Genomic DNA, 26,663 nt, shown 5'->3' on the forward strand with positions numbered 1-26,663 from the left:
AAGATCATGAGCACAGCCCATACCGCCAACACCGCCGGCACCGTCGCGCACGACCGCACCCATGCCACCATCACCTGGCGGCTGATGCCGCTGCTACTGGTCTGTTACCTCTTTGCCCACCTGGATCGCATCAACATCGGCTTCGCCAAGATGCAGATGAGCGCCGACCTGCAGTTCAGCGACACGGTCTACGGCTTCGGCGCGGGGCTGTTCTTCATCGCCTATGCGCTGTTTGGGGTACCTAGCAACATGGCCCTGGACCGGGTCGGTCCGCGGCGCTGGATCGCCACGCTGATGGTGGTCTGGGGCGCCTTGTCCACTGGCATGTTCCTTATCGACAGCGCCGCCGGTTTCTACGTGTTGCGCTTTCTGCTGGGCGTGGCCGAGGCCGGTTTCTTTCCTGGCATCCTGGTCTTTCTAAACCGTTGGTATCCGGCCCGGCGCCGGGCCCAGGTGACCGCGCTGTTCGCCATCGCCGTGCCGATGGCCGGGGTGATTGGCGGGCCTTTGTCCGGCGGCATTCTCGAGCACTTCCATGATGTTGGCGGTTTGCGTGGCTGGCAGTGGATGTTCGTCATCGAAGGGCTGCCGGTGATCCTGCTCGGCCTTGTCGTGCTCAAGTGCCTGCCGGACGATTTTGAGACGGTCAAGTGGCTCACACCGCACGCCAAGCAGCAGCTGCGCGAACAACTGAGCCTTGAAGAACAGCGCAAATCCATCACCTCGTTTTCGGCGATTCTCAACAATCCGCAGGTCTGGTTGTTGGTGGCGGTGTACTTTGCCGTGATGCTGGCGGTGAACACCCTGGCCTTCTGGATGCCCACCCTGATCCATGGCGCCGGCATCGGCAGCGACGGCAAGGTCGGGCTGCTCAGCGCGGTGCCCTACCTGGCCGGCTGTTTCTTCATGATCGGCTGCGGGCGCTCCTCCGACCGCCATCGCGAACGTCGCTGGCACCTGTGCGCACCGCTGTTGATGGCCGCGCTGGGCATTGCGGTCACCGGGCTCTCACCCGGCAATCCAATCCTGGTGCTCAGCGGCCTGATTGTCGCCGGCATGGGCGCCAGTGCGGCGTTACCGATGTTCTGGCAGCTGCCGCCAGCCTTCCTGTCCAACGGCACCCAGGCCGCCGGTATCGCGCTGATCAGCTCCTTCGGCAGCATCGCCTCATTCTTCGCGCCCTACCTGATCGGCTGGATGCGCGACACCACCCAGAGCGCCAGCCTCGCCTTGTATGTGCTGGCCCTGCTCATCGCCCTTGGTGGCTTGCTGGTGCTGCGCACCCAGGCCGCCATCGTCAACCCTCAATAAGAGACCCTTGCCATGCTTGACCAGAACCTCATCCAACAAGCCGCCACCCGCCTCGACCATGCCGAACGCTCCCGCGAGCAGGTGCGGCAGTTTTCCCTCGATCACCCGGACATCACGATCGAGGATGCCTACGCCATTCAGCGCGCCTGGGTCGCGCAGAAAATCAAGGACGGTCGCAAGCTGGTCGGCCACAAGATCGGCCTGACCTCCCGGGCCATGCAGGTGTCGTCGAACATCACCGAGCCGGACTACGGCGCGCTGCTGGACGACATGTTCTTTGACGAAGGTACCGACATCCCATTCGAGCGTTTCATCGTGCCGCGGGTGGAAGTGGAGCTGGCGTTCATCCTCGGCAAGCCATTGAAAGGCCCGAACGTGACGGTGTTCGACGTGCTCGACGCCACCGAATGGGTGATCCCGGCGCTGGAAATCATCGATGCGCGCATCCAGCAGATCGACCCGCAGACCAAGGCGACCCGCAAGGTGTTCGACACCATTTCCGACAACGCCGCCAATGCCGGCGTGGTCATGGGCGGTCGCGCCGTGCGCCCGACCGAGATCGACCTGCGCAAGGTGCCGGCGGTGCTCTACCGCAACGGTGTGATCGAAGAGTCCGGCGTCTCGGCGGCGGTGCTCAATCACCCGGCCAAAGGTGTGGCCTGGCTGGCGAACAAGCTGGCGGCCTATGACGTCACCCTGCAACCGGGACAGATCATCCTCGGTGGTTCCTTCACCCGCCCCGTGGCAGCCAACCCCGGCGATACCTTCCATGTCGACTACGACATGCTCGGTTCCATCGCCTGCCGTTTCGTCTGATCGGAGACCGTTCATGGACATGCCCATCAATACCTTCAAGCAACGCCTGCGCAGCGGCGAGGCGCAGATCGGCCTGTGGCTGGGGTTGGCCGATGCCTACTGTGCGGAACTGGCGGCCAACGCCGGCTTCGACTGGCTGCTGATCGACGGTGAACACGCGCCCAACGACTTGCGCACCTTGCTCGGCCAGCTCCAGGCCGTGGCCCCCTACCCCAGCCAGCCGGTGATACGCCCGGTGATCGGTGACACGGCGCTGATCAAGCAAGTGCTCGATATTGGCGTGCAGACCCTGCTGGTGCCAATGGTGGAAAGCGCCGACCAGGCGCGCGAACTGGTGCGCGCCATCCACTACCCGCCCCATGGCGTACGCGGTGTCGGCAGCGCACTGGCCCGGGCGTCACGCTGGAACAGCATCCCCGGTTACCTCGACAAAGCCGACGAACAGATGTGTTTGCTGGTGCAGATCGAAAGCCGCGAGGGCCTGGCCAACCTGGACGCCATTGCTGCGGTGGACGGTGTCGATGGGGTCTTTATCGGCCCGGCGGACCTGAGCGCCTCCATGGGTTTTCGCGGCAACCCCGGCCACCCGCAGGTACAAGCGGCCATCGAAGACGCCATCGCCCGCATCCGTCAGGCCGGCAAGGCAGCCGGGATTCTCAGTGCCGATGAAAAACTGGCCCGGCGCTATATCGAACTCGGCGCGGCGTTTGTCGCGGTGGGCGTGGATACGACGGTGTTGATGCGGGGCTTGCAGACATTGGCGGCGACGTTCAAGGACACACCAAAGCCTGCGGCTGGCGGTGTGTACTGACAGCACCACAAACCCCGTGGCGAGGGAGCTTGCTCCCGCTGGGTCGCGAAGCGGCCCCCTTGAATCCGACAGTGAATTCAAGACTTTTGGGCCTGCTGCGCAGTCCAGCGGGAGCAAGCTCCCTCACCACAAAAGCAGACCAGCCTCAGCGCCTGATCGCCTTCAGGTCATTGAGCAACCCCAGCAGCGTCTGCAATTTTTCCTCCCCTAACTTGTCCTGCAGACGCTGATAGTTCGCTTCCATGCTCTGGCTCATCGAATCGAAGCTCGCCAGCCCTTGCGGCGCCAGGCGCACCAGCACTCGTCGCTGATCCTGTTCAGCCTTGCGCCGCACCACCATGCCTGCCGCCTCCATGCGCACCAGCACGCCGGTCATGCTGGGCTTGAGGATACAGGCCAATTCGGCCAGGCGATTGATCTCCAGCTCATCGTGCTGGCTAAGAATGCGGATGACTCGCCATTGCTGCTCGGTCAAGCCATGTTGATTGAGGGAAGGCCGGAAAAAGCCCATGGCCGCTTCACGGGCCTGGAGCAGGGTCAGGGTCAAGGATTGGCGCGGCTTGGGCATGAGAATGTTCGCGAGAAAGATTTAGTTAATGAGTTAACTAAATCTTAACAGCTTCGGCGCCGAGTTACCTGTGGCGAGGGGATTTATCCCCGCTGGGCTGCAAAGCAGCCCCGATATCGGCCATCGCAGTGTGTCAGTCGATTCGCTGTTGTAGCTTTAGGGCCGCTTCGCGGCCCAGCGGGGATAAATCCCCTCGCCACGGGGGTTAGTGCCAAGCCTTAATACATGTTTCAGCTCAAGCGCCCTTGATCACACCCTTGAGCACTGCTTTGAAATGCTCCACCTGGGCCTCGCCGAACTGGCCGAACACCTTGTCCTGCTGTTCCTTGGCGATGGCCCAGAGCCCTTCGGTCTCATCCATGCCCTTGGCGGTCAGGCGTACCCGCTCGCCTTCATCGGTCACCAGGCCCTTGCGCTTGAGGTTGGCCACGGCTTCTTCGATCTCGCGCACCGGCATCGCCACCTCCCGCTGCAAGTCGCACAGGTTCAGCCCGGCATCGTTCTCGAGCACCATCAGCATTCGCGCCTCACTGGTGCGCAAGCCGGTGGACAACTGACGCGGCTGGTAGCTGGCCTGGTAAGCCCGCAGCGCCTGAGTCATCAGGTAATACAGATTGTGGCTCAAGCGCCCCTGGAAGTGACTGCTGGGGGACTGGCCCTCTTCCCGTCTGGTCATGCGAGTGTGAGGCAGCACCATCGAGTAGGCGCCCTGGTGATAGAGCAGTGGAGAGCGTCCGAAATCATCAAACGCCACGACCTTACCGATCATGATCCAGTGATCGCCTCCATCGACCTGCTGGAATTTTTCACAGTGAAAACGCGCGGAGCAATCGACAAACACCGGGGCACCGCCTTCGCCGGTTTCGAATTCGATTTCAGCGAAGCGGTCCTCCTTGGGTCGTGCGAAGTTGTTCGACAGGTCGATCTGGTCGGCAGCCAGCACGTTCACCGCAAAGTGACTGGCGGCTTCGAACACACCATGGCTGCTCGAACGCTTGTCGATGCTCCACAGGATCAATGGAGGGTCCAGGGACACCGAGTTGAAACTGTTGGCTGTCACACCGACCTTGCGGCCATCTTCAGTGGCAGCGGTGACCACGGTCACGCCGGTGGCGAAGTTACCCAGGGCCCGGCGGAATGCGCGGGTATCGAAAGCGGTATCACAAAGACTGGACATGCAAGACTCCCGGCCGCCTCGAGCGACGGCCTCGATTATTGTTCTAGGGGTACAACGAACAGGCGGTCAAACCATGGACGGATCAGGCTCAAGGCCCATCAACTCACGACCGAGAATCTGCGCACAAACGTCGTAGTCGGTATAGGCATGGGCGCCGGTCAGGTGGGCATCGCGGAACAGCCGTTGCAACTCGTTGCTTTCGAACCAGGCGCCGCCGCCAGCCGCCTCCATCAAGCGGTCGACGGCCTGGATGCACATTTTGGTGGCGTAACCCTGGTTGGTCCGCCAGAACGCCAGGGTTTCCCGGCTGGGGTATTCGTGGCGCTCGCCATGTTCGGCGTGCTCCTGCCAGGTTTTCTCAAGGAAGGCACGGGCCGCGGCCACCTGATGAGTCGACTCGGCCAGGCGCATCAACGCCGGGGTAGCGGCACCGACTGCCGCACCGGTGTAGGCCCGCACGCGGTTGCGGGTCTTCTCGCGAAAGACCTCCAACATGCGTTCGGCGACACCCAGGCTGACCGTGGAAAAACCACTGGCGAAGTAAGGGCGGTATGGCGAGTAGAAAATCTTGCTATCGGGGTACAGGCCAAATCCGCCGGACTTGCCCTCCATCATGTCCTTGGCTTTCTGGATCCGGTGTTCCGGCACGAACGCGTTGTCGATGATCAACGTCTTGCTGCCACTGCCGCGCATGCCCACCGCGAACCAGTCATCGCGAATCTCATAGTCGCTGCGCGGCAGCACCGCAAAGCAATAGTCCTGGGCGCCTTCGGCGTTTTTACGGCGAAACCCCACGATCGCCCATTCGGCATGATCGCAGCCGCTGCTCCAGCCCATTTCACCGCTGAACGTCACGCCGCCCTCGACTTCCTCGGTGCGGCCAAACGGCGCGATACTGCTGCTGGCAGTGGCATCGGGATCATCGCCCCAGATTTCCTGCTGGGCCCTGGCCGGGAACATTGCCAACTGATGGCTGTGGGTGCACAACAGGCTCATGGCCCAGGCCGTGCTGGCACAGGCACCGGCCAGCAGCGCGATGCAGTCGGCGAACTGCGGCAGGGAAATCTCCAGGCCACCGTAGGGTTTCGGCTGGAAGGCCCGGTGCATGCCGATGCTTTTGAGCAAGGCTATATTTTCAGCAGGGACGCTACGGTCTTTCTCCGCCTGGAAGGCATTGGCGGCAATGACCGGCAGGATGGGCTTGAGGTCTTCGAGCAGCGGGTTTGGCTTTTTCATGGACAGGCTCTTTTATTATTGGCATCTGCCAATCCCGTCTCTGCCCGGCAACCTGAGGTTGCACAAACAGCGGGATCAGTGATTAAGGCCGGTCCAGTATGGGCAATCACAGGCGGGTGAAAAATGCACCTTCCAGATCCAAGATTGTACTTTTCATGGGGCAGCTTTCGGCGCCATGGCGCGCTCGGTCAAATACCCCGGCACGGATGATCAAGACAGGCGCCCCCATCCGGGCTCTTAATAGGGCCATCCCCTGCAATGCCTTGCGAAGGCGTTGCAACGGAGTTTCCTTTTCACTTTGTCAGGTTGCGTCATGATCAATATCGAAACGCCCACCTATTACACGGCTACCAAGAAATACAACCTCAGCTTCCCCACGTTGGAACAGGACGTGGACGCCGATGTTGTGGTCATTGGCGGCGGTTTCTCAGGGATCAATACCGCGCTGGAGCTCGCCGAAAAAGGCATCACCAACATCGTGGTGCTGGAGGCGCGTTACCTGGGGTTCGGCGGCACTGGGCGCAATGGCGGGCAGATTATGGCCGGCATCGGTCATGACCTGGAAAAGATCAAGAAAGACGTGGGTGAAGACGGCCTGCGCCAGATTTTCGAAATCAGCGACCTGGGCGCCGACATCATCAAGGACCGTATCGCCAAGTACGCCATCGATGCCGACTTCTGCCACGGCTACGGCTACATGGGCTTCAACGCGCGCCAGGAGAAAACCCTGCGGGCCTGGGAAAAAGACTTCAAGTCAGTCAACAGCAAACACGAGATCCGCTTTCTCGGCGGCTCCGAGGTGCAGCAGATCATCGGTTCCAAGGCCTATGGCAGTGCCTTGCTGCACATGGGTGGCGGGCATGTGCACTCACTGAACCTGTTATTGGGTGAGGCCAAGGCCCTGGCCAGCCACGGCGTACGGATTTTCGAGAACAGCCCGGCGCTGGAAGTCAGCTATGGCGAACGCATCACCGTGCGCACCGGACGCGGCTCGGTCAGGGCCAGCAAGCTGCTGTGGGCCTGCGACAGTTTCCTCAACAAGCTGGAACCGGAGCTGCATCGCTCGACCATCAACACCTACGCCTTCCAGATGATGACCGAGCCACTGTCGGACGAACTGATCCAGCGCATCAGCCCGATTCGCGGTGCCTACAGTGACATTCGCCCGGTGATCGACTACTACCGCGTCACCAACGAAAACCGCCTGCTGTTCGGTGCCGCCACGCCGTTGGTGGAGCACATCCCCCAGGATCTCAAGGCCTGGAACCGGCGCCTGATGCTGAAGATCTTCCCGTACCTCAAGGACGTGAAGATCGACCTGGCCTGGGGTGGCCCGATGGCGTGCAGCCCGAACCTGTTCCCGCAGATCGGCACCCTGCCCGGGCGCAGCAACGCGTTTTTCGTCCAGGGTTACTCAGGCTTTGGCGTCACGCCGAGCCACATCATCTGCAAGGTGCTGGCCGAAGGCATGAGCGAAGGCTCGGCGCGCTACGACCTGGTCAGCTCGATCCATCGCCCGACCATCATCGGCAAAGACGCCATTCGTCCATTGCTGCTGACCGCCGGCAAGTCCTGGCACCAACTGTCGGGCTACTGGAACGGCCGTCGCTGAGATGAGTGGCTGAACATACACCCTGTGGCGAGGGGATTTATCCCCGCTGGCTGCGAAGCAGCCCCATAAGCAGCGCAGATGCAGGTTTTTTTCAGGGGTCGCTGCGCGCCCAGCGGGGATAAATCCCCTCGCCACAAGAAACCCTTCCAACTTCGCTATTTTTTAATCATCAGGAGTCACTGCCATGCCCCTTATCACCGTCAAAAAAGACATCCAGCTGTCCGACCTGGACGCCTGGGGCACCGTCGCCGATATCGGTTCGCAGATTCTCGAAGGCGAAGTCAAAGCCTTCGGCAAGATGACCTTCGGCGCACCAACCGACCCCGTCAGCAGCGCCTACTTCGGTACCACCCAAGGCAAGTTCCGGATGGTCTATCCCTTCGCCGAACACGCCACCGTGGTCACCGGTGAAGTGGTGCTCACCGACGAGGCCACCGGCCAGAGCACCCGCTACAAGGCCGGCGACAGCTGGTTCGTGACCAAGGGCACACCGGTGCTGTGGGAAGTTGTCAGCGAGAGTTTCGTCAAGCACTACTTCGCGGTAGCCTGATCGGACTTGGCTGCCGGCCCGACCGGCAGCCCTCTCGGCGAAGGTGCGACCATGAACCTCATCCCCACCCAGGACATCGCCAGCCAGTGCCTGCACGCATTTACCCAGCTCGTTCCCGTCAGCCGGGCGGCGTTCTACTGCGTTGATCGGCAACTGCAGGTCCACGACTTCAGTCTGCACAGGATGAGCGGCGAGATGCACCGCGACTATCTGGACAACTATCGCCAATTTGATCCGCTGCACCCGCGCCACTGCGTCTCCAGCGAGTTGGCCGTGGTGCCGTTGAGCCTGGCGATGACCCGCCAACCGCTGCGTGACAACCGTCGTTATCGGGACTTCCTGCAGCGCTACGGCGTGGTCGACGTGGTGGAAGTCTTCGCCCATCGCGATGGTCAGCCTCAAGCCGCGATTTCGTTGTTGCGCACCGCCGAGCAAGGTGTCTTCACCAGCCAGCAGTTGAGCCAACTCAGCGCGTTGCAGGCCTTGCTGCAACTGGCCGCGGCCCATTTGCCCAGCCATGAGGACCCACTGGGCGACTTGACGCCCAAGGAGCGCCAGATTGCCTGGCTGCTGCGCCAAGGCGTTAGCAACAAGCAATTGGCCCGGGAGCTGGAGGTGGGCTTGCCGACCATCAAGACTCACCTGATCCACCTGTTTCGCAAGGTTGGCGTGAGCAGCCGTACCGAGTTGGTCAGCGCACTGTTCCTCTGATCAACCATTTGGTTGATAGGCCGCCGTTACCCCGCACCGCATGATCCGAGTGGCTAATTCAACCACCGGAGCCTTGTAATGAGCACATCTTCAGATTGGATCACCGTCGGCGCCCTGGCCGATGGCTTTGCCCCCGAAGCCTTCATCCTGCCAAACCTGGCCGAGCTGGACGGCAAGACCTTCACCCTGCATTTCGCCAATGGCTGGCAGATCGAGCATCGCTTCGAGCAGGACACCCTGACCTGGAACGCCGTCGATGGGCACTCCAACGGCAGCGCGACCTACCGGGCCACATCCGTACGCCCGGGCCTGTACCTGGTGGACTTCATCAAGCGCGAAGGCGAGCTGACGCTGTCGGTAAGCCTGGTGCTCGATACCGCCAGCGCCGCCTTCACCGCCGTGATCGGCCGCATGCCGAGCCAGCCGGAAACCGGCGAAGGCCTCTACAGCCGGGCGCTGGCCGGCAAGCCCCTGACCTCGGTTCAAGCGCAGTTCCTGCACGGCAGCCTCGATCGTCCCTGGCAGCCTGGCCTGTGCCCGCACACACCGACTACCGAATTGGTGGGGCTGCGCAACCTGTATCGCTACAGCCCGAGCGAGGTCTACGAACACATTTACCTCAACGACCAGTTCTACTCCTGGCAGTGCCTCAAGGGCGTTGAACAAGGCCTGTGTGACACCGATCGCTGCGACACCTACAAGATCGCCGATCAGTTGTACCTGTTCGTGTGGCGGGAAAAAATCATCCCGACCCTGGGCCTGGTGCTGATTGACCTGCAACAGCACCGCAGCGACGGCAAGATCTTCGGCTACGCCGGTGCGTCGTTCGATGAGTTCTCCAATTTCCCGGTCAGTTCCTACTGCCAGGTACTCAATCAGACGGAGTATCCCGATGCCTGAATCACGCACCGTGGTGATCACCGGTGCCGGTACCGGTATCGGTGCGGCCTGCGCCCGCCTGTATGCCGCCGAAGGCGCCAACCTGGTGCTGATCGGTCGACGCCGCGAGCCCCTGGAAACACTCGCCGAGGACATCGGCGGCCTGGTGCTGGTGGGCGATGCGGCCTGTCCGAACACCTGGGACGGCTTCGTCGAGCAGATTCGCACGCGCCATGGCCGACTCGACGTGCTGCTGGCCTGTGCCGGTGGTTTGGGCATGGGCAGCGCCACCGAGACTCATCCATCGGCCTGGGAAGCAGCCCTGCGCAGCAACTTAGACAGCGCCTTCTACAGCGCCCGGGCGTGCCTGCCGTTGCTGAAGGAAAGTGCCGGCAACATTGTGCTGATTGCCTCCATCGCTTCGTTGGCGGCAGGCCCCCATGTGTGCGGCTACACCACCGCCAAGCATGCGCTGTTGGGCCTCAACCGCTCCCTGGCAAGGGATTACGGGCCTCACGGCGTACGGGTCAATGCAATCTGTCCAGGTTGGGTCCGCACCCCCATGGCCGATGAAGAAATGCAGGCACTGATGCAGTTCCATGGCGAAACGTTGCAACAGGCCTATGACCGGGTCTGCGCCGACGTGCCGTTGCGCAGGCCGGCCAGTGCGGAGGAAATCGCCAACGTCTGCCGCTTCCTGGCCTCCCCTGATGCGTCGATCATCACCGGGGCGACGCTGGTGGCCGATGGCGGCTCCAGCATTGTCGATGTACCGACACTGGCCTTCAGCCGGATGGAGGCCAGCGATGCCTGAGGATCTGGATTTCAACGGCCAGACCGTATTGGTCACGGGCGGCGCCCAGGGCATTGGCCGGGCCATCGTTGAAGCGTTTGCCCTGCGTGGGGCTCGCGTGGTCATCGCCGACCTTGGCCTGGCGCGCGCCGAAGCGGTGGCCGACGAATTGACCGCCGAGGGCTGTCAGGTACAAGCGGTGGGGGTTGACCTGGCCGACGCAACGGCGGTCTTCGGGATGATGGCCGAGCTGGAGCAGCGCTTGGGAAGGCTCGATATCCTGGTGCACAACGCCGGGTATTTTCCGCTGACACCGTTCGCCGAGATCACCCCGTCGATGCTCGAGCGTACGCTGGCGGTGAACCTGTCGGCGCTGTTCTGGCTGACCCAGGCCGCATTGCCGATGTTCCGACGCCAGGGCCAAGGCTGCGTGCTGGTGACCTCCTCGGTCACCGGCCCGCGGGTGGCGTATCCAGGGCTCAGCCACTACGCGGCCTCCAAGGCCGGGGTCAATGGTTTCATTCGCAACGCCGCGCTGGAACTGGCGGCCGAGAATGTCCGCGTTAATGGGGTCGAGCCAGGCATGATCGCGACACCGGCCATGGCCAACCTGGGCGACGATGAAGTCAACCAGGACATTGCCCGCCGAGTGCCGCTGGGTCGATTGGGCCAACCGAGTGACATCGCCGGCGCCATGCTGTACCTGGCGTCGAGCCTGGCCAGTTATGTGACCGGGCAGACTTTGGTGGTCGATGGGGGTTCGACGTTGCCGGAGGTTTGAGCCTGAGTGGGGGGAGTCAGCTTGCGGTGAGGGTGGATGGACCACCGTCATCGCGAGCAAGCTCGCTCCCACACTTTCCAGTGTCACCCACAAAAATCATGTTCATCATAAATCCCTTTGTGTGGGAGCTTGCTCGCGATAGCAATCATCCAGTCAACAACGACCTCATTCAAGCCATCCCTTGCCCCTCCTGCAAACGGCTGGAACGAAACTCCTTGGGCGACAGCTCGAACTGCTTCTTGAACGAACGGCTGAAATGCGCCGAATCGGTAAAGCCCCATTTGTAGGCAATCGAGGTAATGGACTCGTCCCGCAGGAACGGATTGGTCAGGTCATCAGCACTGCGCTTGAGCCGGGCCCGCTGGATATAGCGGCAAACGCTGTCATCCTGCTCTTCGAACAATCGATACAGATGCCGTACCGAAATATTCAGTCGATTGGCCAGGCCCACCGGGCTGAGGCCGGGCTGGGTCAGTGACTCGTCGATGACCTTCTGCACATAGCTGCGCAGATGGCTGCCCTGCAACGCAACCCCCTCATCACGGGCATCGCTACGGTGCTCCAAGGCCGAGCCCAACAGCGAAACGAAGGCACTCTGCAACGCTTCACCCTCGCCCGCGGCGCCCTCGCCGTCGGGTGTGTCCCTGCACAGCTGGTCTATCAAGACATGCAGCATCCGCCCACATGCCTTGCTGGACGAAACCTTACCGAAAGTCTTGGTTTCCCCACCCAGTTGCCTCGACACGTCCTGGCGAGACAAGGACAGCACCGCGTGCTCGATCAGGCCGAACGGGCTGATCTCAAGCGCCCCCACGGAATCCATCAGCAGCAGTTCACCGGGGGCCAACTGAATGCTCAAGCCGTTCTGGGTAATGCGGCAGTAGCCGCTGCGCTGGCTGACCAGGAAGCAATCCTGGTCATCGTCGTGATCCGCGTTGGGTAGGTGACGCTTGATGCTACCGGCGTTGGTGCGCAGGTTCGCGAGGGCAAGGCCACCCCGATGGAAATTCGACACTTCACCAATAAACAGCGAACGATTGAAGGCCAGCTCGGTATCGAAGTGGCCGCAAGTCGCCCGCAGATCCCGGTTCCAGATGTCCAGACCGTCCTGCCCAACCTGTTGCATGCTCATGGCATTCTCCGCAGTGGCTTATTGTTTTTGTGCGGCAATAGTTAACATGTTATCTATATGCACGCAACAAGTACCTGATCGCCAGAGCAGTAGCAGGAATGATGCCAGGGCAGCACAACAGAATCAGAGCGTTGCCAGTACCCGCTGCAGGCCGCTCAAGGTTGCCAGCAAGATGCCGCGCTGCTCGCGGCTCAACGGGATATACCGACGAAAGGCCGGCATGCGATTGACCACTTCGCTACCGCCCATGTGCTCCAGGCGCACGCACCACTGGCGCCCCTGCAAATCGATGCGCAACCGTTTGAAATCCAGCGGCATGAGGGCCTGATACAACGCAGGATCCTGCTCCACCGCCGCCTGCAACCGGGCCGCCAGGTCACTGCGCCCGTCCCGCTGCCGGCAACGAATACCACTGCGCCGAACAGCCCCGCTGTGGTGCAGTTCCATGCGCGCCGTGCCCTCTCGGGAGGCAGGCACGCGCAGGACAAACTCGGTCATTACCAGGTGCATCAACAACTGCGACTCGGTGCGTTCGACGATCTCCAACTGCAAGCTGCCATCGTCGGTGGCTGCCGTCGCCGTAGTCGGGCCCGCCACCTCGAATCGCGCCAGCGCCAGGTTGCGCCGCAGGTGTTCCAGGGTCACCCCGGGCCGATAACCAGCCGGGGTGCGCTGGGCGCGGAACAACTCAGACAGTTTTTGCAGCAGGGTCGACAAACTCGCCCGCAAGTTGCCCTGGCTCATGGGAGAACTCCTTGGCCAACACGTCTTCTACCGACGCTGGCTTGAATGGATTGACCTTCTGTACCACCAGGGTCCAGAACAAGGCGTACGCTGCCGTGCCACCGAGCATCACCGCGAAGGGCACGTAGATGTCTGCCGGGTTCATGCCGGGCGGCGTGATGAACCACATGCCCAGCATAATGCCGACACTGGACAGGATCTGTGGCAACGGGAACCACGGCGAGCGATAGGCCCGCGGCAGATCGGGACGACGAATCCGCAGGCTGACCACCGACACGGTCACCAGCAGGTAGGCAAAACTCCAGGCGCACACCGCGGCCAGCACCAGGTGCATGATGTTGTCGGTATTGCCGCCCAGCCACCACGCGTGCAGGCACGGAATCAGCATCGCCACCAGGATGCACAGCAACGGCGTCTTGAAGCGTGGGTGCAGATAGGTGAAGACCTTCGGCAACGCACCGTCCACCGCCATGCCGTAGAGAATCCGCGGTACGCCGGCCATCAGGGTGTTGATGGTCGCCGCACCGGCAAACAGAAAGCCAATGCCCAGCCACATCGGGCCAATATCGCCCATGACCTGTTCGGCGAAGCGTGGAATCGCCATGGGCGTGTCCAGCAGATGCACGCCGCTGGTGGCATCGAGCAGCACGTTTTCCACTTGGCGCTTCATCGCCGCACCGTAGATGAACATGCAGGTGGCGACGCTGAACAAGCCCAGCATCATGGCCCGGGGCATGGTCCGGGCGGACTGGCGCAGGTCCGGTGCCAGCGGCGTGACGAATTCGCAGCCGACAAACATGAACATGGCCATGCCCACCAGCGACAGCACCGTGACCATATCGGTGCCCACCACGGACGCGCCAAACCAGCCCTCCAGCTCCACTGCCGGAGCGGCGATCAGGCCCAGCACGCCGAACACCATCAGGGTGGTCCACATGCCGAACGTCAGGATGATTTCGGCCCGGCCAAAGGCGCTGACGCCGAACGCGTTGAGCACGCCAAAGACCACCACGAACCCCACGCCCAGCAACCAGGAGCCGCCTGCCGATTCAGCCAGGGTGTTGAGGTGTTCGAAGTTCACCAGGGCCATGACACCGGCCAGGATAGTCTCGGCGGTGCCGGCGAACACATGGACAATCAGATAGGCCGACAAGGTGCCCGTAATCGCGAAGAAACGTCCCATGCCACAGTTGATATAGTCATAGACCGAGCCGGTGGTCGGGAGAATCGACGCCGCCTCGGCAAACGTCGTCGCCTGGGCCAGCATCATTACCACGGCGATCAGCATCGCCACGGCAAAGGCGCTGCCGCCAATGCCAAAGCCCATGGTCGCGGTGAGAATCACGGGACTTGCCATGATCAGGCCAATGGTGCTGGCCAACGCGGTGGGAAAGCCCACCGAACCCCGGTTCAAGTGCTCGGTGAGCCTGTCATTGATCGACATGGTGCAAGGTCCTCGAAAGCGGATTTTTAGTATGGATGCCACAGCCGTCCAGGAACCGGCGATCATGCCTTCCCCAACCAGTCCCTGATCGAAACGGCGTTGCGTGCAGCCTTACTCTGCGCCGCGTCGCCCCGGGCGTCTTGCCCATGTCTGCCGCCGGTTTTGTTGCTGCCTGCCAACACCGCCGCGCTGGCGGCCTGGATCAACTCCATGGCAGGCAGGTGAAAGACTTCCCTGGGTACCTCTCCCCTTAATGCGCGCTCTACTGTCCAATCGCACTGGGGAATTCCACCATGGGGCACACACGCCGTACACCTCTGCTGCGCAATGCCCATCGGCTTGGGCATCGCCCTGCTGGTCGCCGATTCACCGGCCCAGGCTTATGAGCTTTATTCCGACGAAGACACCACCGTCATCGGCAACTTCCTGGCGGTCTACGGGCTGTTCAACAGCCGCAAGAACTACGACGGCTCCACCGGTGGTTCAAGCTGGCGCGAAGGCTTCATCAAGTATGGCCTGAGTATCGACCAGACGCTCGGCGGCCTGGGCAGCGTCTAGGGGACGGCCAACCTGGTCAGCTCCGGCACTTGGGGCGATGGCGATGCAGCCGGCTTGAGCGACGGCTCCTACTTGTGCTGATGCAACATGGTCTGGATCTGATGGGTCGCCTGCCGGGTGCTCTGCGCCAGCTTGCGCACCTCATCGGCCACGACTGAGAAACCGCGCCCGACATCTCCGGCCCTGGCGGCCTCAATCGCGGCGTTCAAGGCGAGCAGATTGGTCTGGTCGGCAATGCCCTTGATCACCCCCACCACCGTGGCAATCTGGGCGTAGGTCACCTGGTTCTGTTCGAGCATGCGCTGATGGGTGGACTGGGCCGAGCGCTCATCGCTGATATCACGCACCGCACCAATGACTCGCACCAGTTGCCCATGCGAGTCGCGTACCGCCCGACCGCGTTCACGACACCAGATGTAATCCCGGGTCTTGTGGCGCATCCGGTATTCGAAGACGTATTCACCGCTGCCCTGGGAGCCAAGGATTTCCCGGTCGAAAATGGCCATGATCTTGGGCAAGTCGTCCGGGTGGGTGATGCCGACCTGGGCATCCCAGCCATCGGGCAAGTCATCCGGCCCATACCCCAGCAGCGAACGGAACTGACTGGAAAAGCGCATGCCACTGGCCGGATGCTGGAGGTCACCGTTGACGACCGTGATATCCCAGCAGCCTTCAGTCAGGGTCGATTGCAGCAACTCCCAGATCTGCGCATCCTGGCGTTGTTGCTGTAGCTGCTGGCTGTGTTCGCCCAGCCGAACTTCAAGCGCCTGCTCGCGCTCAAGGGCTTGCTCCAACTGCTGGCGAACCTTGTGCATCTCACGCTCGCAGTGCTGCCATTGCAGGGTTTGCGCCTGTAGTTGTGCTTCGACCTGATGCAGATGTGCAGTCGCGCTCGCCACCTGCCGTGCATGCTGCTCAAGGACGGTGCGCAGTTGCGGATACGCGTCGAGCTGTGGCGTGTCCTCCGTTTCACCGGTCAGCACGCGTTGCACCTGTGCAGTCAACGCCAGTTTCTGTTTGTTGGTCTGGAGAAACATCGCCCGCCCCTATGCCATCAAGTCGAAACCCGGATCTGATCGCAAACCGGCCAGGCTGGCTTGTCCCTGCCTGCACGAGGCCTTGCTCCTGGCTGCCAACCACCCAGGCTGGCAGCCACAGACATAAGGCGCGGCAGGCACAGTCAAGCTGGATGGCCCTGCCGGGATTACCCTCGGGGCTTTCCCTATTCGTGATCAGGAAACCCTCATGAGCGATATTGCCCTGCTGCCTCAGGTCGAAGCCTTCCTCGGCAGACATCACGCCCTGTTCATCGACGGTGGCTACGTAGAAAGCCAGAGCAGCCAGACACTTGACGTCGTCAATCCTGCCAACGGCCAAGTCATCGCCCAGGTCAGCGACGCCACTTCCGGCGACATTGATGTGGCGGTGGAGTCGTCCCGCCGCGGCTTCAAGCAGTGGTCGCAAACGGCACCCGCGGTCCGCGGCCATGTGCTGCTCAAATTGGCGGACCTGCTGGAACGCAACCGCGAAGAGCTGGCGCAGATCGAGACCTGCCAGTCGGGGAAGATCATCCACATCTCCCGGGCCTTCGAAGTCGACCAGGCCGCTCATTTCCTGCGTTACTACGCTGGCTGGGCGACCAAGATCAACGGCGAGACGATCACCCCATCACTGCCCTCCTTCGCTGGCGAACGCTATACCGCATTCACCTTGCGCGAACCGGTCGGAGTAGTGGTCGGTATCGTACCGTGGAATTTTTCCACCATGATCGCCATTTGGAAATTGGCCTCAGCCCTGGTGACTGGTTGCAGCATCATCATCAAGCCCAGCGAGTTCACCCCGCTGACCATCCTGCGCATCGCTGAACTGGCCATCGAGGCCGGCCTTCCGGCCGGTGCCCTGAATGTGTTGACCGGCGGCGGCCAAGTGGGCAAAGGGCTGATCGAACACCCGGGCACCAACAAGGTCTCATTCACCGGTTCCGTGCCCACCGGCCTGGCGGTGGGCCAAGCGGCCATGGGCGCCGGGTTGACCCGTGCAACCTTGGAACTGGGCGGGAAGAATGCGGCGGGGTTCCTGCGTGATATCGATCCCGAGGTGGCGGTCAACGGCATCATCGAGGCAGGCTTTCTGCATTCGGGACAGATCTGCGCCGCAGCGGAACGGTTCTTTGTCCATCGCTCGCAGATCGAGTCGATCATGGACAAACTGGCCCAGCGCCTGAGCAAACTCACCATCGGCTCGCCCCTGGACGAACGCACCGAATTCGGCCCGGTAACCAACCGCCAGCACCAGCACAAACTCGCGGAATTCTTCGCCAAGGCCCGCGCACAGAACAACACCATCGTCCACGGCGGCAAGCTGATCGATGGACCCGGTTGCTATGTGGAGCCAACCATCATCCTCGCCAATCGCCGCGACGACAGCCTGCTCAACGAAGAAACCTTCGGCCCGATCGCCACGTTCTTCCCTTACGACAGTGAAGAGGAACTGCTGGAGCTGATGAACGACACCCCCTACGGCCTGAGCGCCAGTCTCTGGACCAACGACCTGGGCAAGGCCCTGCGCATGGTTCCCGCCATCGAAGCAGGCACGGTCTGGGTGAACATGCACACCCTGCTCGACCCGGCGGTGCCTTTTGGCGGCAGTAAATCTTCAGGGATGGGCCGTGAATTCGGCAGTGCATTCATTGATGATTACACCGAACTGAAGTCGGTGATGATCCGCTACTGACCTTCAAGGGCTCTGTAACAACCCCAGAGCCCTACCCGCAAAAATCCCGTTTATGCGAGCTTGCTCGCGATAGCGGACTATCAGTCAACCATGATGCCGACTGACCCAACGCCATCGCGAGCAAGCTCACAGTTTCACCGCCGGCAGGCGTTGACCGGTGGAACTCGGCTACGCCAGGGCTGGGCGCGCTCCAGTTGGGCGGCCAGGGCCAGCAAGGTGTTTTCCTCGCCAAAGCGCCCAGCAAAATGCGCCCCCATCGGCAACCCATTGGCACTCCAGGACAACGGCACTGACATCGCCGGCTGGCCGCTGGCATTGAACAGCGCGGTGAACGGCGAATAGCTGTGGTAACGCTCGATCAGTTGGTCCAGGCTCATGCACACATCCTGCAGGTCCAGCTCGCCAATCAGCACCGGCTCGCGAGTCAGGACCGGGGTCAGGATCACGTCGTAATCCTGCATGAACACCGCCAACTGCCGGCCGAGGGCGTGAATCCATTCCACTGCCGCGGCATATTGGGCGCCGCTGACGTTGCCCTTGTCCCGCAAGATGATCCGGGTGCGCACCTCCAACTCTTCGGCCTGCACGGCAAACCCACGCATCTGGCCCAGCAGGTCGACATAGTGACGAGAGCTGGCGCCAATGATGGTGAACACGTGGTCGAGAAACTCCAGTAACCCCACTGGCAGGTTCACCGGTTCGACACGGTGCCCCAGGGCCTCGCACAACCGCGCGGCCTCGCCCACCGCCTGAAGGCTCTGGGGTGAGGTAGGCCAAGGCTCGAGGTGCTCGACCAGGGCAATGCGCAACGGATTGGGATCAGCCTGCACCGCCATCACATACGGCAACGCCTGGATCGGCGCGGCGTACGGCGCGCCCAGGTCCATCCCGGCGGTGGCATCCAGCAGCGCCGCACTGTCGCGCACCGACAAAGTGATCGCATGGGGCGTGCCCATCCCGGCCCAGCCCTCGCCCACTATCGGCCCCGACGGCAGCAAGCCACGGCTGGGCTTGAACCCGAACACGCCACAGCAAGACGCCGGCACGCGCAATGAACCGCCACCGTCGTTACCGTGGGCGAACGGCACCACGCGGGCCGCCACCAGTGCCGCCGCGCCGCCACTGGAGCCACCGGCGCTGTGCTCGCTGCTCCAGGGGTTGCGGGTGGCGCCGAAGCGCGCGGACTCGGTGGAGTACGAGGTGCCGAACTCTGGAGAAGTACTGGTGCCCATCACCTGGCACCCGGCACGGCGCAACCGCGTCACGACTTCCGATTCAAAATCCGCACGACAGTCGCCCAGCGCGCGTGAGCCGTTAGTCATCGCCGCGCCGTGGACCGGCGAAAACAGGTCTTTGATCAAGGTCGGCACACCGGCCAGCAGGCCTTGGCCAGCCTGTGGCGTGCGCGCTGCTTGCCGGGCCGAATCGTACAAGCGCTCGGCCACCGCATTGAGCTGCGGCTCGACCCGCTCCAGGCGCTCGATGGCGGTTTCCAGCAGTTCGCCGGGCTGAATCTCGCCACGCCTGACCCACTCGGCCAGCGCCGTGGCGTCTTCACTGTCCATCAGATGGTGGATGTCTTGCATACCCATGTTTCAGATTCCTTATGTCACGACGATTGATGTGATCCGACGGTGCTCGCCTGCCCCTGGCCCCGTGCGCGCAGGCCGGCGATGACCCAGAGCAGTGCCAAGGCAAAACTGGCCAGGGCCAGCCACTGGATGGCGTGACGCTGGTCACCAGCGAAGACAACCACCCACGCCACCACCAGCGGACTGACGAATTGGCCGATGTACAGGCAGGAGGTAAACCCGCCCAAACCCCGGCCGCGGGTGCTGGCGGTCAAGGCATTCATCACCGGCGCCATCACGTTGGGCACCAGCAGGCCGGCCCCCAGGCCCTGGATGAACACCGCCACCAGCACAGCGTTGTAGCTTTGTCCGCGCATCAGCAGCCACAGCCCCAGACCCATCAGGCCGAGCAACAGCGCGTTGCAACCAGCGATGCCGAAGCGACGGCGCAGCAACGGCCACATCAGCGAACCGCCCAAGGTCGCCAACAGGCTCAGTCCCGCCGCCAGGCCGATCAGCGTGCTGGAGGTGATGCCCAAGCTGACCAACAGCGTCGGCGCCTGGATCGGCATGATGAACGTCAGGACCATGCCGCCCAGGATCATCAGGTAGCCGCCCAGCAGTGGCAGCACGGCGACCTTGGCCGGAGCCGACTCATCGACACGCTGCTCGAGCATCTGCCGCTTCGTCACCGGCGGTTCCCAGAGCACTTTCAGCATGGCCGGCACCAGCAGCAGTGGCAGCAGATACAACAGGAATGGCGCACGCCACGAGTGCTCGCCGAGCACCCCGCCCACCACGAAAAACAGCGCCCCCACCAGGCCAATGGTCACCACCTGCCGATTGACGTAGCGCAATCGCTCCTCGCCCTGCCAATAGTCAGCGATCAAGGTTGCGCAGCAGGTCATCACCGCCGCCTCCGTGCAACCGAACAACAGCCGCACACCGACAATCGAAGGCAGGCTATCGAGCAAGGCCGGTAATGCACCGAGCAAGGCGTAGAGCACCGTGGCAATCACCAGCAAAGCCTTGCGTCCAACCCGGTCGGCCAACCAGCCAGCCAACGGCGCGCACACGGCAATCGCCAGGGCAGGACCGGTGATCGCCAACGGCACCAACAGATCGGCGCGCGGTTCCAAGGGACCGAATTCGGCACCCAACCGGGGCAGGATCGGCGTGACCATCACCGCGCCCATGATCGTCAGGCTGCTGCCCAGCATCAGTACTGCGCCTTCGCGCCAACTGGCCTGGCGCGACGGGGTGGCCGCCGTTGAAGCGGAACTTGATTGGTTCATGACGAGCCCCTTCTAGAAACTGTGGGAAATACGCAGCGCCGCGGTATAGCCCTCGGCGCGGTTGCGCGCATCGAGCTCCTTGTAGACATGCAGCCACACCGGTGGAATGCCGGGCTTGAAGTAGCTCACCGCCGGCCCGACCGCCAACACCCGGGCGCGATTGCCCGCCTCCAGGCCCGGCGCATCGTCATCGGTGAATTGCCGGTAGTAATAGCCGCCCACACCCACCGTCCAAGGGCCAACGTGTTGACCCACGGCGAACTCGTGGCGGTACTCGACGCCGTTCTTGTAGTCGGTGGCGTGGTTGCGGGTGTTGATGTCGGCTTCAAAGCTCGAAGACACCTCGAAGCCGCTGTCGGAGATGTACGTGGCGTTGAGGATCGGCGAAAAGGTCCAGTGGTTGAGGCCCGGCGAGATCAAGCGATCCTTGTCGTAGTCGCCCGTGGGGGCCTGGATCTGGAACTGGGCATTGACGAACAGGTTCGGCGACAGGGTCCACTGCAGGATCACCGGCAACACCTGCATGTCGGCCATGCGAAACGGATCGGCTTCCAGGTCCAGCGGGCCGACAGGGGTCTGCACCTGTAGCGAAGCGTCCATCTGGAAGAACGGCACGACGGCGCCGAAGCCATACTTGGCGCCCAGCACGGTGTAATCGGTCATGCGCATGTAGGCGAGGCCGATGGACAAGACATCCAGGGAGAAATTGTTGTCCACGGACTTGCCGTGGCGATCTTTCTGCACGTTGGCCGAATAGAACGCGGTACGCAGGCCGACAGTGCCGAAGGGCGTGGCCGGCGGCATCATGCCCGCGCCGAAATCATAGACCCCGACCGCCGTGGTCGGCGCGCCGTTTTCGGTGCCATGGGCAGCGGTGCAGGCACCGATCAGCCCCAGGGTCAACCACGTACAGTGCCAGGTGTTTGTTTTTTTGTTTTGGTACATCGAATGCCCCTCCGGCCATGTGGTGTCGGGGTCATCCTAGGGAGCCGGCCGGTCAGCCGTTATCCGTTTTCAGCACAGATGCGTGCGACGCAAGGTGTGTGACGGGGTTTCGCCAAACAGGGTCCGGTAATCACTGGAAAACCGGCTCAAATGCCAGAACCCCCAGCGTGCCGCCACCTCCTGCACCCCCAGCACCTGATCGCCATTGCGCAGCTCACGGCGCACCGCATTGAGGCGCAACGCCCGCAGATAAGCCACCGGATTGATGCCCAGGGTCTCCTGGAAGCAATACTGCAGTTTGCGTCGGCTGGCACCGATGTGATTGCACAGGTCGAGGATCGACAGCGGCTCATCGACATGGGCCAGGGCGTACTCCCGGGCGCGGTCGACCATGCGCTTGCGCGCCGTGGGACTGAGCGGCGGTGCTTCGTCCGGCGCAACCAGTTCCAATATGTGCAACATCACCGTGTCCCGCAGGCCCCGGCGAATCGACTCGTACCCCAGCAACGAATCACGCCCCCGCTCGCCCCCTTCAAGCTCATCGAACAACGCCGCAAGCTCGGCGGGCAGCGTCGAATTGCCAAGACGGTAACACTTGGGAAGATCGGTAATTCGAAAACGACTGCCTTGGCGCTCCAGCACATGCTTCAACGCCTGCTCGTCGATGGCGACACCGAGCAGATCCAGGTGCTGGGGTGTGCGCAGCTCGGGCAGGTTTTGGCCGCAGGCGACCAACAGGCTGGGTTCGACAATCGGGTGCCCGGAGCAAAAGACCGGTCCATCGGCACTCAGCGGCACGCTGAAGGTGATGGCGCCCTCCCAGGCCATGCCTTGCTTGGTCATGGCCTGATTAGAGCGGTCGCGCACCAGTTGCATCCAGTCCGAGCGGAACTCGATCAACTCACCGTCGAAACGCCCGGGGGTCAACTGGTCATAGCAGACCTGCCACCCCCCCATGTTGCGGGCGTGCTCATCGATGTCAGCGGTGCGGAACCGATTGATCGGCAGCGTCGGCAACAGGTCCCACGAGACCGCTGGCTGCGCCATGTTGGAGTTGTTCATTGACCCGACCTTTGATGATTCCAGGGCTTACGGGTCAAAGCTCAGGCAAGTTCCATTCCGCCCCGTGGGCCGGTCGGGCAATTGTGCCGAAAACGGATAATCGGCCCGGATTCAGCTGCCGGCGTCGGCATGGGCCTCTTCGAAGAAATAGTCCTTCCAGCTGTCGGCCTTGTTTTTCAACACGCCCAGCTCATGCAGTTTTTCGGCATAGATGTAGGTGCGTTGCGGAACGACGGTGAAGTCGATTTCGGGGTCGGTGACGATTTTTTCCACCAGCGCCAGCGGCAACTTGGACTGTTCAACGCGGATGTAGGTCTGGGCAGCGGCCGGCCTGTCGGCCTTGATGATGCCTTGCGCCTCCACCAGGGCATCGTAGAACGCCTTGTAGGTCTTGGGGTTTTCGTCGTGGAATTTTTCCGTGGTGTAGAGCACGTTGAACGTCGCCGGCCCGCCCAGCACATCATAGGAACTGAGCACCTTGTGCACATTGGGGCTTTGCAGTGCCTGGTACTGGAACGGTGGGCTGGAGAAGTGCGAATTGATCTCCGACTGGCCGGCGATCAGCGCCGCCGTCGCATCCGGGTGCGGAAGGCTGACCGAGATGTCGTCGAATTTCTTGAAGTGATCGTTGCCGAACACCTTGGCGGTTTCGATCTGCAACGTGCGCGACTGGAAGCCGACCCCTGCGGCCGGGACAGCGATCCGGTCCTTGTCGGTGAAGTCCTTGAGGCTCTTCACGTTCGGGTTGTTGGTCAGCAGGTAGTTGGGCATCGACCCCAGCGAGGCGATGGCCTTGACGTTCTGCTTGCCGCGGGTCCGATCCCAGATCGTCAGCATCGGCGGAACGCCCGCCGACACCACATCCAGGGCGCCGGTCAGCAAGGCCTCGTTCATCGCCGTCGCGCCGGAAATGCTGTTCCAGTCCACTTTGATATCCAGGCCCTGGGCCTTGCCATGCTTCTCGATGAGCTGCTGGTCGCGCACCACATCCAGGATCAGGTAGCCGATACCGAATTGCTGGGCGATGCTGATCTTGCCCTCGGCGTGGGCCAAGGGATTGAGCAGCGCAGTGGCCGCCAGGGAAACCAACAAGGTGAGCGCAGAACGCTTGAAAGCCATGGTCTGGTGAACCTCACAGTAGGTGAAAAGACTGAAGGCCACGACTTTAGAGCTATAAGAATATTAATTTAAATACCTTAATAGCATATCAATAGCACCTAAATATTCGGTATTCGAGCCCATGAAGCCGCACTCACGGGCACGATCACTTGATAACCTTGCAGACCTCCCCTGACGGCGCGAAGCGAACATGAACGAGATGTCCCTGGATATCGGCATCGCCACCGAATCCGTTTCCCAACCGCGCACCCTGGTATTCCTGGCCTACCCGCAGATGGGTTTGCTGGACCTGACCGGGGCCCAGACCGTGTTCTGGGCCGCCACCAAAGCCATGACCGAGCGCGGCCTGCCCGGCTACGCCATGCACACCGCGAGCCTGGCTGGCGGGTTGATGCAAAGCGCCGAAGGCCTGGTCGTTGATACCCGTGCCCTGCATGAGCTCGACGGGACACTCATCGACACGCTGATCGTCCCCGGCGCACCGGACATTCGGCAGGCGATGATCGACTGTGTCGACCTGGTGCACTGGCTGCGCAAGGCCTCGGTCCAGGCAAGGCGCACCGCATCGGTGTGCAGCGGCACCTTTCTTATGGCCCAGGCCGGCTTGCTGGACGGACGCCGGGCCGCCACCCATTGGGCCATGTGCGAGATGCTCAAGAACGATTTCCCGTCGGTTGAGGTGGACCTCGATGCGATCTTCATTCAGCAGGGCAACGTGTGGACCTCGGCCGGTGTCAGTGCCGGCATCGACATGGCATTGGCATTGGTCGAAGCCGACTGTGGTCGCGATGTGGCCTTGCAGGTGGCCCGTGAGCTGGTGGTGTTTCTCAAGCGCCCCGGCGGGCAGGCGCAGTTCAGCCAACTGCTGCAATTGCAGACGCAAGAGAGCGCCGGCTTCGATGAACTGCACGTGTGGATTTCCGAGCACCTGGACGACAACGACCTCACCGTCGAACGGCTGGCCCGCCAGGCCAGGATGAGCCCGCGCAATTTTGCCCGGGTCTACAAACGCCAGACCGGCCGAACCCCGGCCAAAGCCATCGAGATGTTCCGCCTTGAAGCGGCGCGTCGAATGCTCGAAGACTCCCAGCGCAACATCGACCAGATCGCCCGATCCTGCGGTTTCGGTGACGAGGAACGAATGCGCCACACGTTTCAGCGCCATCTCGCGATATCCCCCCGGGAATATCGCAGCCGGTTTTCCCGCTGAATGCGAAAACCTTGCGCAACTGTCCGTCAGGCCACTTGCCTGGAATGCTCCTGCGGGTCGGCTTGCTCGGCCAGGAGCGCGTTGCAACGGGCACGCAACCAACGCTCCCCCGGATCATTGTGCGAAGCGCCGCGCCAGACCATGGAAAGCTCGTGCTGGGGCAAGCAGATCGGGGCCGCTTGCGCCCGCATGCCGGTCACCATGGCCATCGCCTGGGCAACGTAATCCGGCACGATGGCAATCATGTCGCTCTGGGCCAACAGCACGGGCAAGGCGCTGAACTGCGGCACAGTCAATACCACCCGGCGCTGTCGACCCATCAGGCATAACGCGCGGTCCGAATCATCGATGACATTGCCCATGGACGATACGATGGCATGGGGCCGACGGCAGAATTCGTCCAGGGTCAGCTCGCCGGGCTGCGAGTCGGCGCGCAGCAGCATCGGTCGCATCGGCCGCAGCGTCTTGCGCCGGGCATTGGCCGGCAGCTCCAGTGTCGGGCTGATGCCCAGGGAAATCTCGCCACTGGCCAACAGCTGGGAGACCTGCCACTGATCGGTCCGACGCACCACCAAGGTGGTGCCCGGTGCCTCGACCCGCAGGCGTCGCAACAGCTCCGGCAGCAGGGCGTACTCGACGTCATCGCAAAGGCCGATATGGAAGGTCGCCTCGCTGGTGGCCGGCTCGAACGCCTGGCAGCGGCTCAAGGCGGCGGCAATGCCGTCCAGGGCCGGTGACAGATTAGAGAAGATTTCCCGCGCCCGGGAGGTCGGTTCCATCAACCGCCCCGAACGGATGAACAAGGGATCATCGAACATCAACCGCAAGCGCGCCAGGGCACTGCTGATCGTTGGCTGGCCGAGAAACAGCTTTTCGCTGACGCGGGTCACGTTTCGCTCGTGCATCATGGTTTCGAAGACCACCAGCAGATTGATGTCAGCACGACGCAGGTCATTTCTGTTCATCATAGTCGTCGCCCCAGGCGCCAGGCCATTGAGTCGGAAGTGGACAAGATCATCGCCTGCGCCCTCCATCAAGGCCTAAGGCGACGAGGTGTTGAAAGCGTAATCCCCGAGGCGTGCCAGGTCTGTTGTACGTGGGGACACTCGACTCACCCTTTGGGCAACGTCATCGATACTTCGGTATATATCCAGGCCCTGTGGCGAGGGGATTTATCCCCGTTGGGCTGCGCAGCAGTCCCCAAGACAGGCAACTCGATGGGCCAATAGGATTGAGTCACTGCTTTAGGGTTGCTGCGCAGCCCAGCGGGGATAAATCCCATAGGCGCTAACCAAACCCCTCGCCCCGTAGCCCGTCTCGCTGGTATCCCCGCGTGTTTCGCGGGGACTCACGTAAAGCATTGCTAAAGTAATCCCATTGCTCAAGGCAATCGAATAGCGACAAACATGGACCGATTGCGCCACAAAGCAGCCAAAGGACAAACGCCATCTCACGCCAGCGAGAGCGCCGCAGATCCACCTGCTCCCGTTCGTTTTTTTGTGAGCTCTTCCTTTGGCTCAGGGGAAAAATGCTCGCCTTCTGCGATCAACCGCTCGATCAGGCAAGCCACCAATAATTTCCCTTGCAGCCAGGCTTTTGCACCTT

23 protein-coding genes and 2 pseudogenes are annotated in these 26,663 nt (G+C 62.1%); 12 read left to right on the plus strand and 13 right to left on the minus strand.

Translation table 11 applies throughout. The features are described 5' to 3' along the window. Positions 1 to 6 precede the first annotated feature (6 nt). Genes BT116_RS24585 through hpaI form a run of 3 tightly spaced genes read left to right on the plus strand, consistent with a single transcriptional unit; the run spans position 7 to position 2,938 of the window. Entirely contained in the window at positions 7 to 1,311 is a 1,305-nt protein-coding gene (locus tag BT116_RS24585) for an MFS transporter (protein ID WP_072347822.1), read from the plus strand. Positions 1,312 to 1,323: 12 nt separating this feature from the next. Beyond that, positions 1,324 to 2,127 carry a 2-oxo-hept-4-ene-1,7-dioate hydratase gene (gene hpaH / locus BT116_RS24590; protein ID WP_072347824.1) on the plus strand — a complete coding sequence of 268 codons (804 nt, stop codon included), beginning with the start codon at positions 1,324 to 1,326 and terminating at the stop codon, positions 2,125 to 2,127. A 13-nt stretch (positions 2,128 to 2,140) separates the two neighbouring features. Continuing rightward, a complete protein-coding gene (gene hpaI, locus BT116_RS24595; RefSeq protein WP_063321382.1) occupies positions 2,141 to 2,938 on the plus strand; it encodes a 4-hydroxy-2-oxoheptanedioate aldolase in 798 nt (265 codons plus the stop codon). A 145-nt stretch (positions 2,939 to 3,083) separates the two neighbouring features. Here hpaI and hpaR read toward each other — a convergent pair whose 3' ends face one another. The 3 genes from hpaR to BT116_RS24610 form a co-directional block, all read right to left on the minus strand. Then, the gene (hpaR, locus tag BT116_RS24600) at positions 3,084 to 3,506 is read right to left on the minus strand and encodes a homoprotocatechuate degradation operon regulator HpaR (protein ID WP_072347826.1); all 423 of its coding nucleotides are present in this window, start codon (positions 3,504 to 3,506) and stop codon (positions 3,084 to 3,086) included. A 235-nt stretch (positions 3,507 to 3,741) separates the two neighbouring features. Next, positions 3,742 to 4,683: a p-hydroxyphenylacetate 3-hydroxylase reductase component gene (locus BT116_RS24605; RefSeq protein WP_072347828.1), complete on the minus strand. Its 942-nt coding sequence runs from the start codon at positions 4,681 to 4,683 to the stop codon at positions 3,742 to 3,744. 66 nt (positions 4,684 to 4,749) lie between these two features. Beyond that, a complete protein-coding gene (locus BT116_RS24610) occupies positions 4,750 to 5,919 on the minus strand; it encodes a p-hydroxyphenylacetate 3-hydroxylase oxygenase component (protein ID WP_072347830.1) in 1,170 nt (389 codons plus the stop codon). Positions 5,920 to 6,232: 313 nt separating this feature from the next. On the opposite strand from BT116_RS24610, the gene BT116_RS24615 reads away from it, so the two are divergent. The 6 genes from BT116_RS24615 to BT116_RS24640 all read left to right on the plus strand — a co-directional run bounded on the left by BT116_RS24615 (position 6,233) and on the right by BT116_RS24640 (position 11,245). After that, positions 6,233 to 7,531 carry an NAD(P)/FAD-dependent oxidoreductase gene (locus BT116_RS24615; RefSeq protein WP_072347833.1) on the plus strand — a complete coding sequence of 433 codons (1,299 nt, stop codon included), beginning with the start codon at positions 6,233 to 6,235 and terminating at the stop codon, positions 7,529 to 7,531. Between the two features lie 184 nt (positions 7,532 to 7,715). Next, positions 7,716 to 8,081 (plus strand): cupin domain-containing protein, encoded by a 366-nt coding sequence (locus tag BT116_RS24620; RefSeq protein WP_072347835.1) that lies wholly within the window; start codon positions 7,716 to 7,718, stop codon positions 8,079 to 8,081. 51 nt (positions 8,082 to 8,132) lie between these two features. Beyond that, positions 8,133 to 8,792, plus strand: coding sequence for a helix-turn-helix transcriptional regulator (locus tag BT116_RS24625; protein WP_072347837.1), 660 nt, complete (start codon positions 8,133 to 8,135; stop codon positions 8,790 to 8,792). Between the two features lie 78 nt (positions 8,793 to 8,870). Next, a complete protein-coding gene (locus BT116_RS24630; RefSeq protein ID WP_072347839.1) occupies positions 8,871 to 9,692 on the plus strand; it encodes a molybdenum cofactor biosynthesis F family protein in 822 nt (273 codons plus the stop codon). After that, positions 9,685 to 10,485 (plus strand): SDR family NAD(P)-dependent oxidoreductase, encoded by an 801-nt coding sequence (locus tag BT116_RS24635; RefSeq protein ID WP_072347841.1) that lies wholly within the window; start codon positions 9,685 to 9,687, stop codon positions 10,483 to 10,485. The genes BT116_RS24630 and BT116_RS24635 overlap by 8 nt, the downstream gene beginning before the upstream one ends. Further along, positions 10,478 to 11,245: an SDR family oxidoreductase gene (locus BT116_RS24640; RefSeq protein ID WP_072347843.1), complete on the plus strand. Its 768-nt coding sequence runs from the start codon at positions 10,478 to 10,480 to the stop codon at positions 11,243 to 11,245. Before BT116_RS24635 ends, BT116_RS24640 begins: the two co-directional genes overlap by 8 nt. A gap of 169 nt (positions 11,246 to 11,414) precedes the next feature. Here the strand turns inward: BT116_RS24640 and feaR are convergent, their stop codons facing one another. The 3 genes from feaR to BT116_RS24655 all read right to left on the minus strand — a co-directional run bounded on the left by feaR (position 11,415) and on the right by BT116_RS24655 (position 14,565). Then, positions 11,415 to 12,377, minus strand: coding sequence for a transcriptional regulator FeaR (gene feaR, locus BT116_RS24645; protein ID WP_072347845.1), 963 nt, complete (start codon positions 12,375 to 12,377; stop codon positions 11,415 to 11,417). A gap of 123 nt (positions 12,378 to 12,500) precedes the next feature. Continuing rightward, a complete protein-coding gene (locus tag BT116_RS24650) occupies positions 12,501 to 13,121 on the minus strand; it encodes a DUF3156 family protein (protein WP_072347847.1) in 621 nt (206 codons plus the stop codon). Beyond that, complete coding sequence (locus BT116_RS24655) at positions 13,066 to 14,565, minus strand: APC family permease (protein ID WP_072347849.1); 1,500 nt, start codon at positions 14,563 to 14,565, stop codon at positions 13,066 to 13,068. Before BT116_RS24655 ends, BT116_RS24650 begins: the two co-directional genes overlap by 56 nt. Before the next feature lie 293 nt (positions 14,566 to 14,858). Between BT116_RS24655 and BT116_RS24660 the strand changes: the two are divergent. Beyond that, a pseudogene (locus BT116_RS24660) lies at positions 14,859 to 15,192 on the plus strand (hypothetical protein); the annotation flags it as partial. An 8-nt stretch (positions 15,193 to 15,200) separates the two neighbouring features. Here BT116_RS24660 and BT116_RS31595 read toward each other — a convergent pair. Continuing rightward, positions 15,201 to 16,160, minus strand: a pseudogene (locus tag BT116_RS31595) (PAS domain-containing methyl-accepting chemotaxis protein); the annotation flags it as partial. Between the two features lie 208 nt (positions 16,161 to 16,368). Here BT116_RS31595 and BT116_RS24670 point away from each other — a divergent pair. Then, positions 16,369 to 17,856 (plus strand): aldehyde dehydrogenase family protein, encoded by a 1,488-nt coding sequence (locus tag BT116_RS24670; protein ID WP_072347853.1) that lies wholly within the window; start codon positions 16,369 to 16,371, stop codon positions 17,854 to 17,856. Between the two features lie 134 nt (positions 17,857 to 17,990). On the opposite strand, the gene BT116_RS24675 is transcribed toward BT116_RS24670, so the two are convergent. The 5 genes from BT116_RS24675 to BT116_RS24695 form a co-directional block, all read right to left on the minus strand. Further along, positions 17,991 to 19,448: an amidase gene (locus tag BT116_RS24675; protein ID WP_072347855.1), complete on the minus strand. Its 1,458-nt coding sequence runs from the start codon at positions 19,446 to 19,448 to the stop codon at positions 17,991 to 17,993. Positions 19,449 to 19,465: 17 nt separating this feature from the next. After that, on the minus strand, positions 19,466 to 20,722 hold the full coding sequence (locus tag BT116_RS24680) for an MFS transporter (RefSeq protein ID WP_072347858.1): 1,257 nt from the start codon (positions 20,720 to 20,722) through the stop codon (positions 19,466 to 19,468). 12 nt (positions 20,723 to 20,734) lie between these two features. Then, positions 20,735 to 21,667, minus strand: a complete 933-nt coding sequence (locus tag BT116_RS24685) for a SphA family protein (protein ID WP_072347860.1) — start codon at positions 21,665 to 21,667, stop codon at positions 20,735 to 20,737. A 69-nt stretch (positions 21,668 to 21,736) separates the two neighbouring features. After that, positions 21,737 to 22,729 (minus strand): helix-turn-helix domain-containing protein, encoded by a 993-nt coding sequence (locus BT116_RS24690; protein ID WP_072347862.1) that lies wholly within the window; start codon positions 22,727 to 22,729, stop codon positions 21,737 to 21,739. Positions 22,730 to 22,840: 111 nt separating this feature from the next. After that, on the minus strand, positions 22,841 to 23,848 hold the full coding sequence (locus BT116_RS24695) for an ABC transporter substrate-binding protein (RefSeq protein WP_072347864.1): 1,008 nt from the start codon (positions 23,846 to 23,848) through the stop codon (positions 22,841 to 22,843). Between the two features lie 199 nt (positions 23,849 to 24,047). Between BT116_RS24695 and BT116_RS24700 the strand changes: the two genes are divergently transcribed. Then, positions 24,048 to 25,058 carry a GlxA family transcriptional regulator gene (locus BT116_RS24700; protein ID WP_092156475.1) on the plus strand — a complete coding sequence of 337 codons (1,011 nt, stop codon included), beginning with the start codon at positions 24,048 to 24,050 and terminating at the stop codon, positions 25,056 to 25,058. Positions 25,059 to 25,084: 26 nt separating this feature from the next. Here BT116_RS24700 and BT116_RS24705 read toward each other — a convergent pair whose 3' ends face one another. Next, on the minus strand, positions 25,085 to 26,026 hold the full coding sequence (locus BT116_RS24705; RefSeq protein WP_072347868.1) for a LysR family transcriptional regulator: 942 nt from the start codon (positions 26,024 to 26,026) through the stop codon (positions 25,085 to 25,087). Positions 26,027 to 26,663: the final 637 nt, after the last annotated feature.

It is taken from the genome of Pseudomonas sp. NFACC16-2 (genome assembly GCF_900119205.1).
In the GTDB taxonomy this organism is placed as follows: domain Bacteria; phylum Pseudomonadota; class Gammaproteobacteria; order Pseudomonadales; family Pseudomonadaceae; genus Aquipseudomonas; species Aquipseudomonas fluorescens_Q.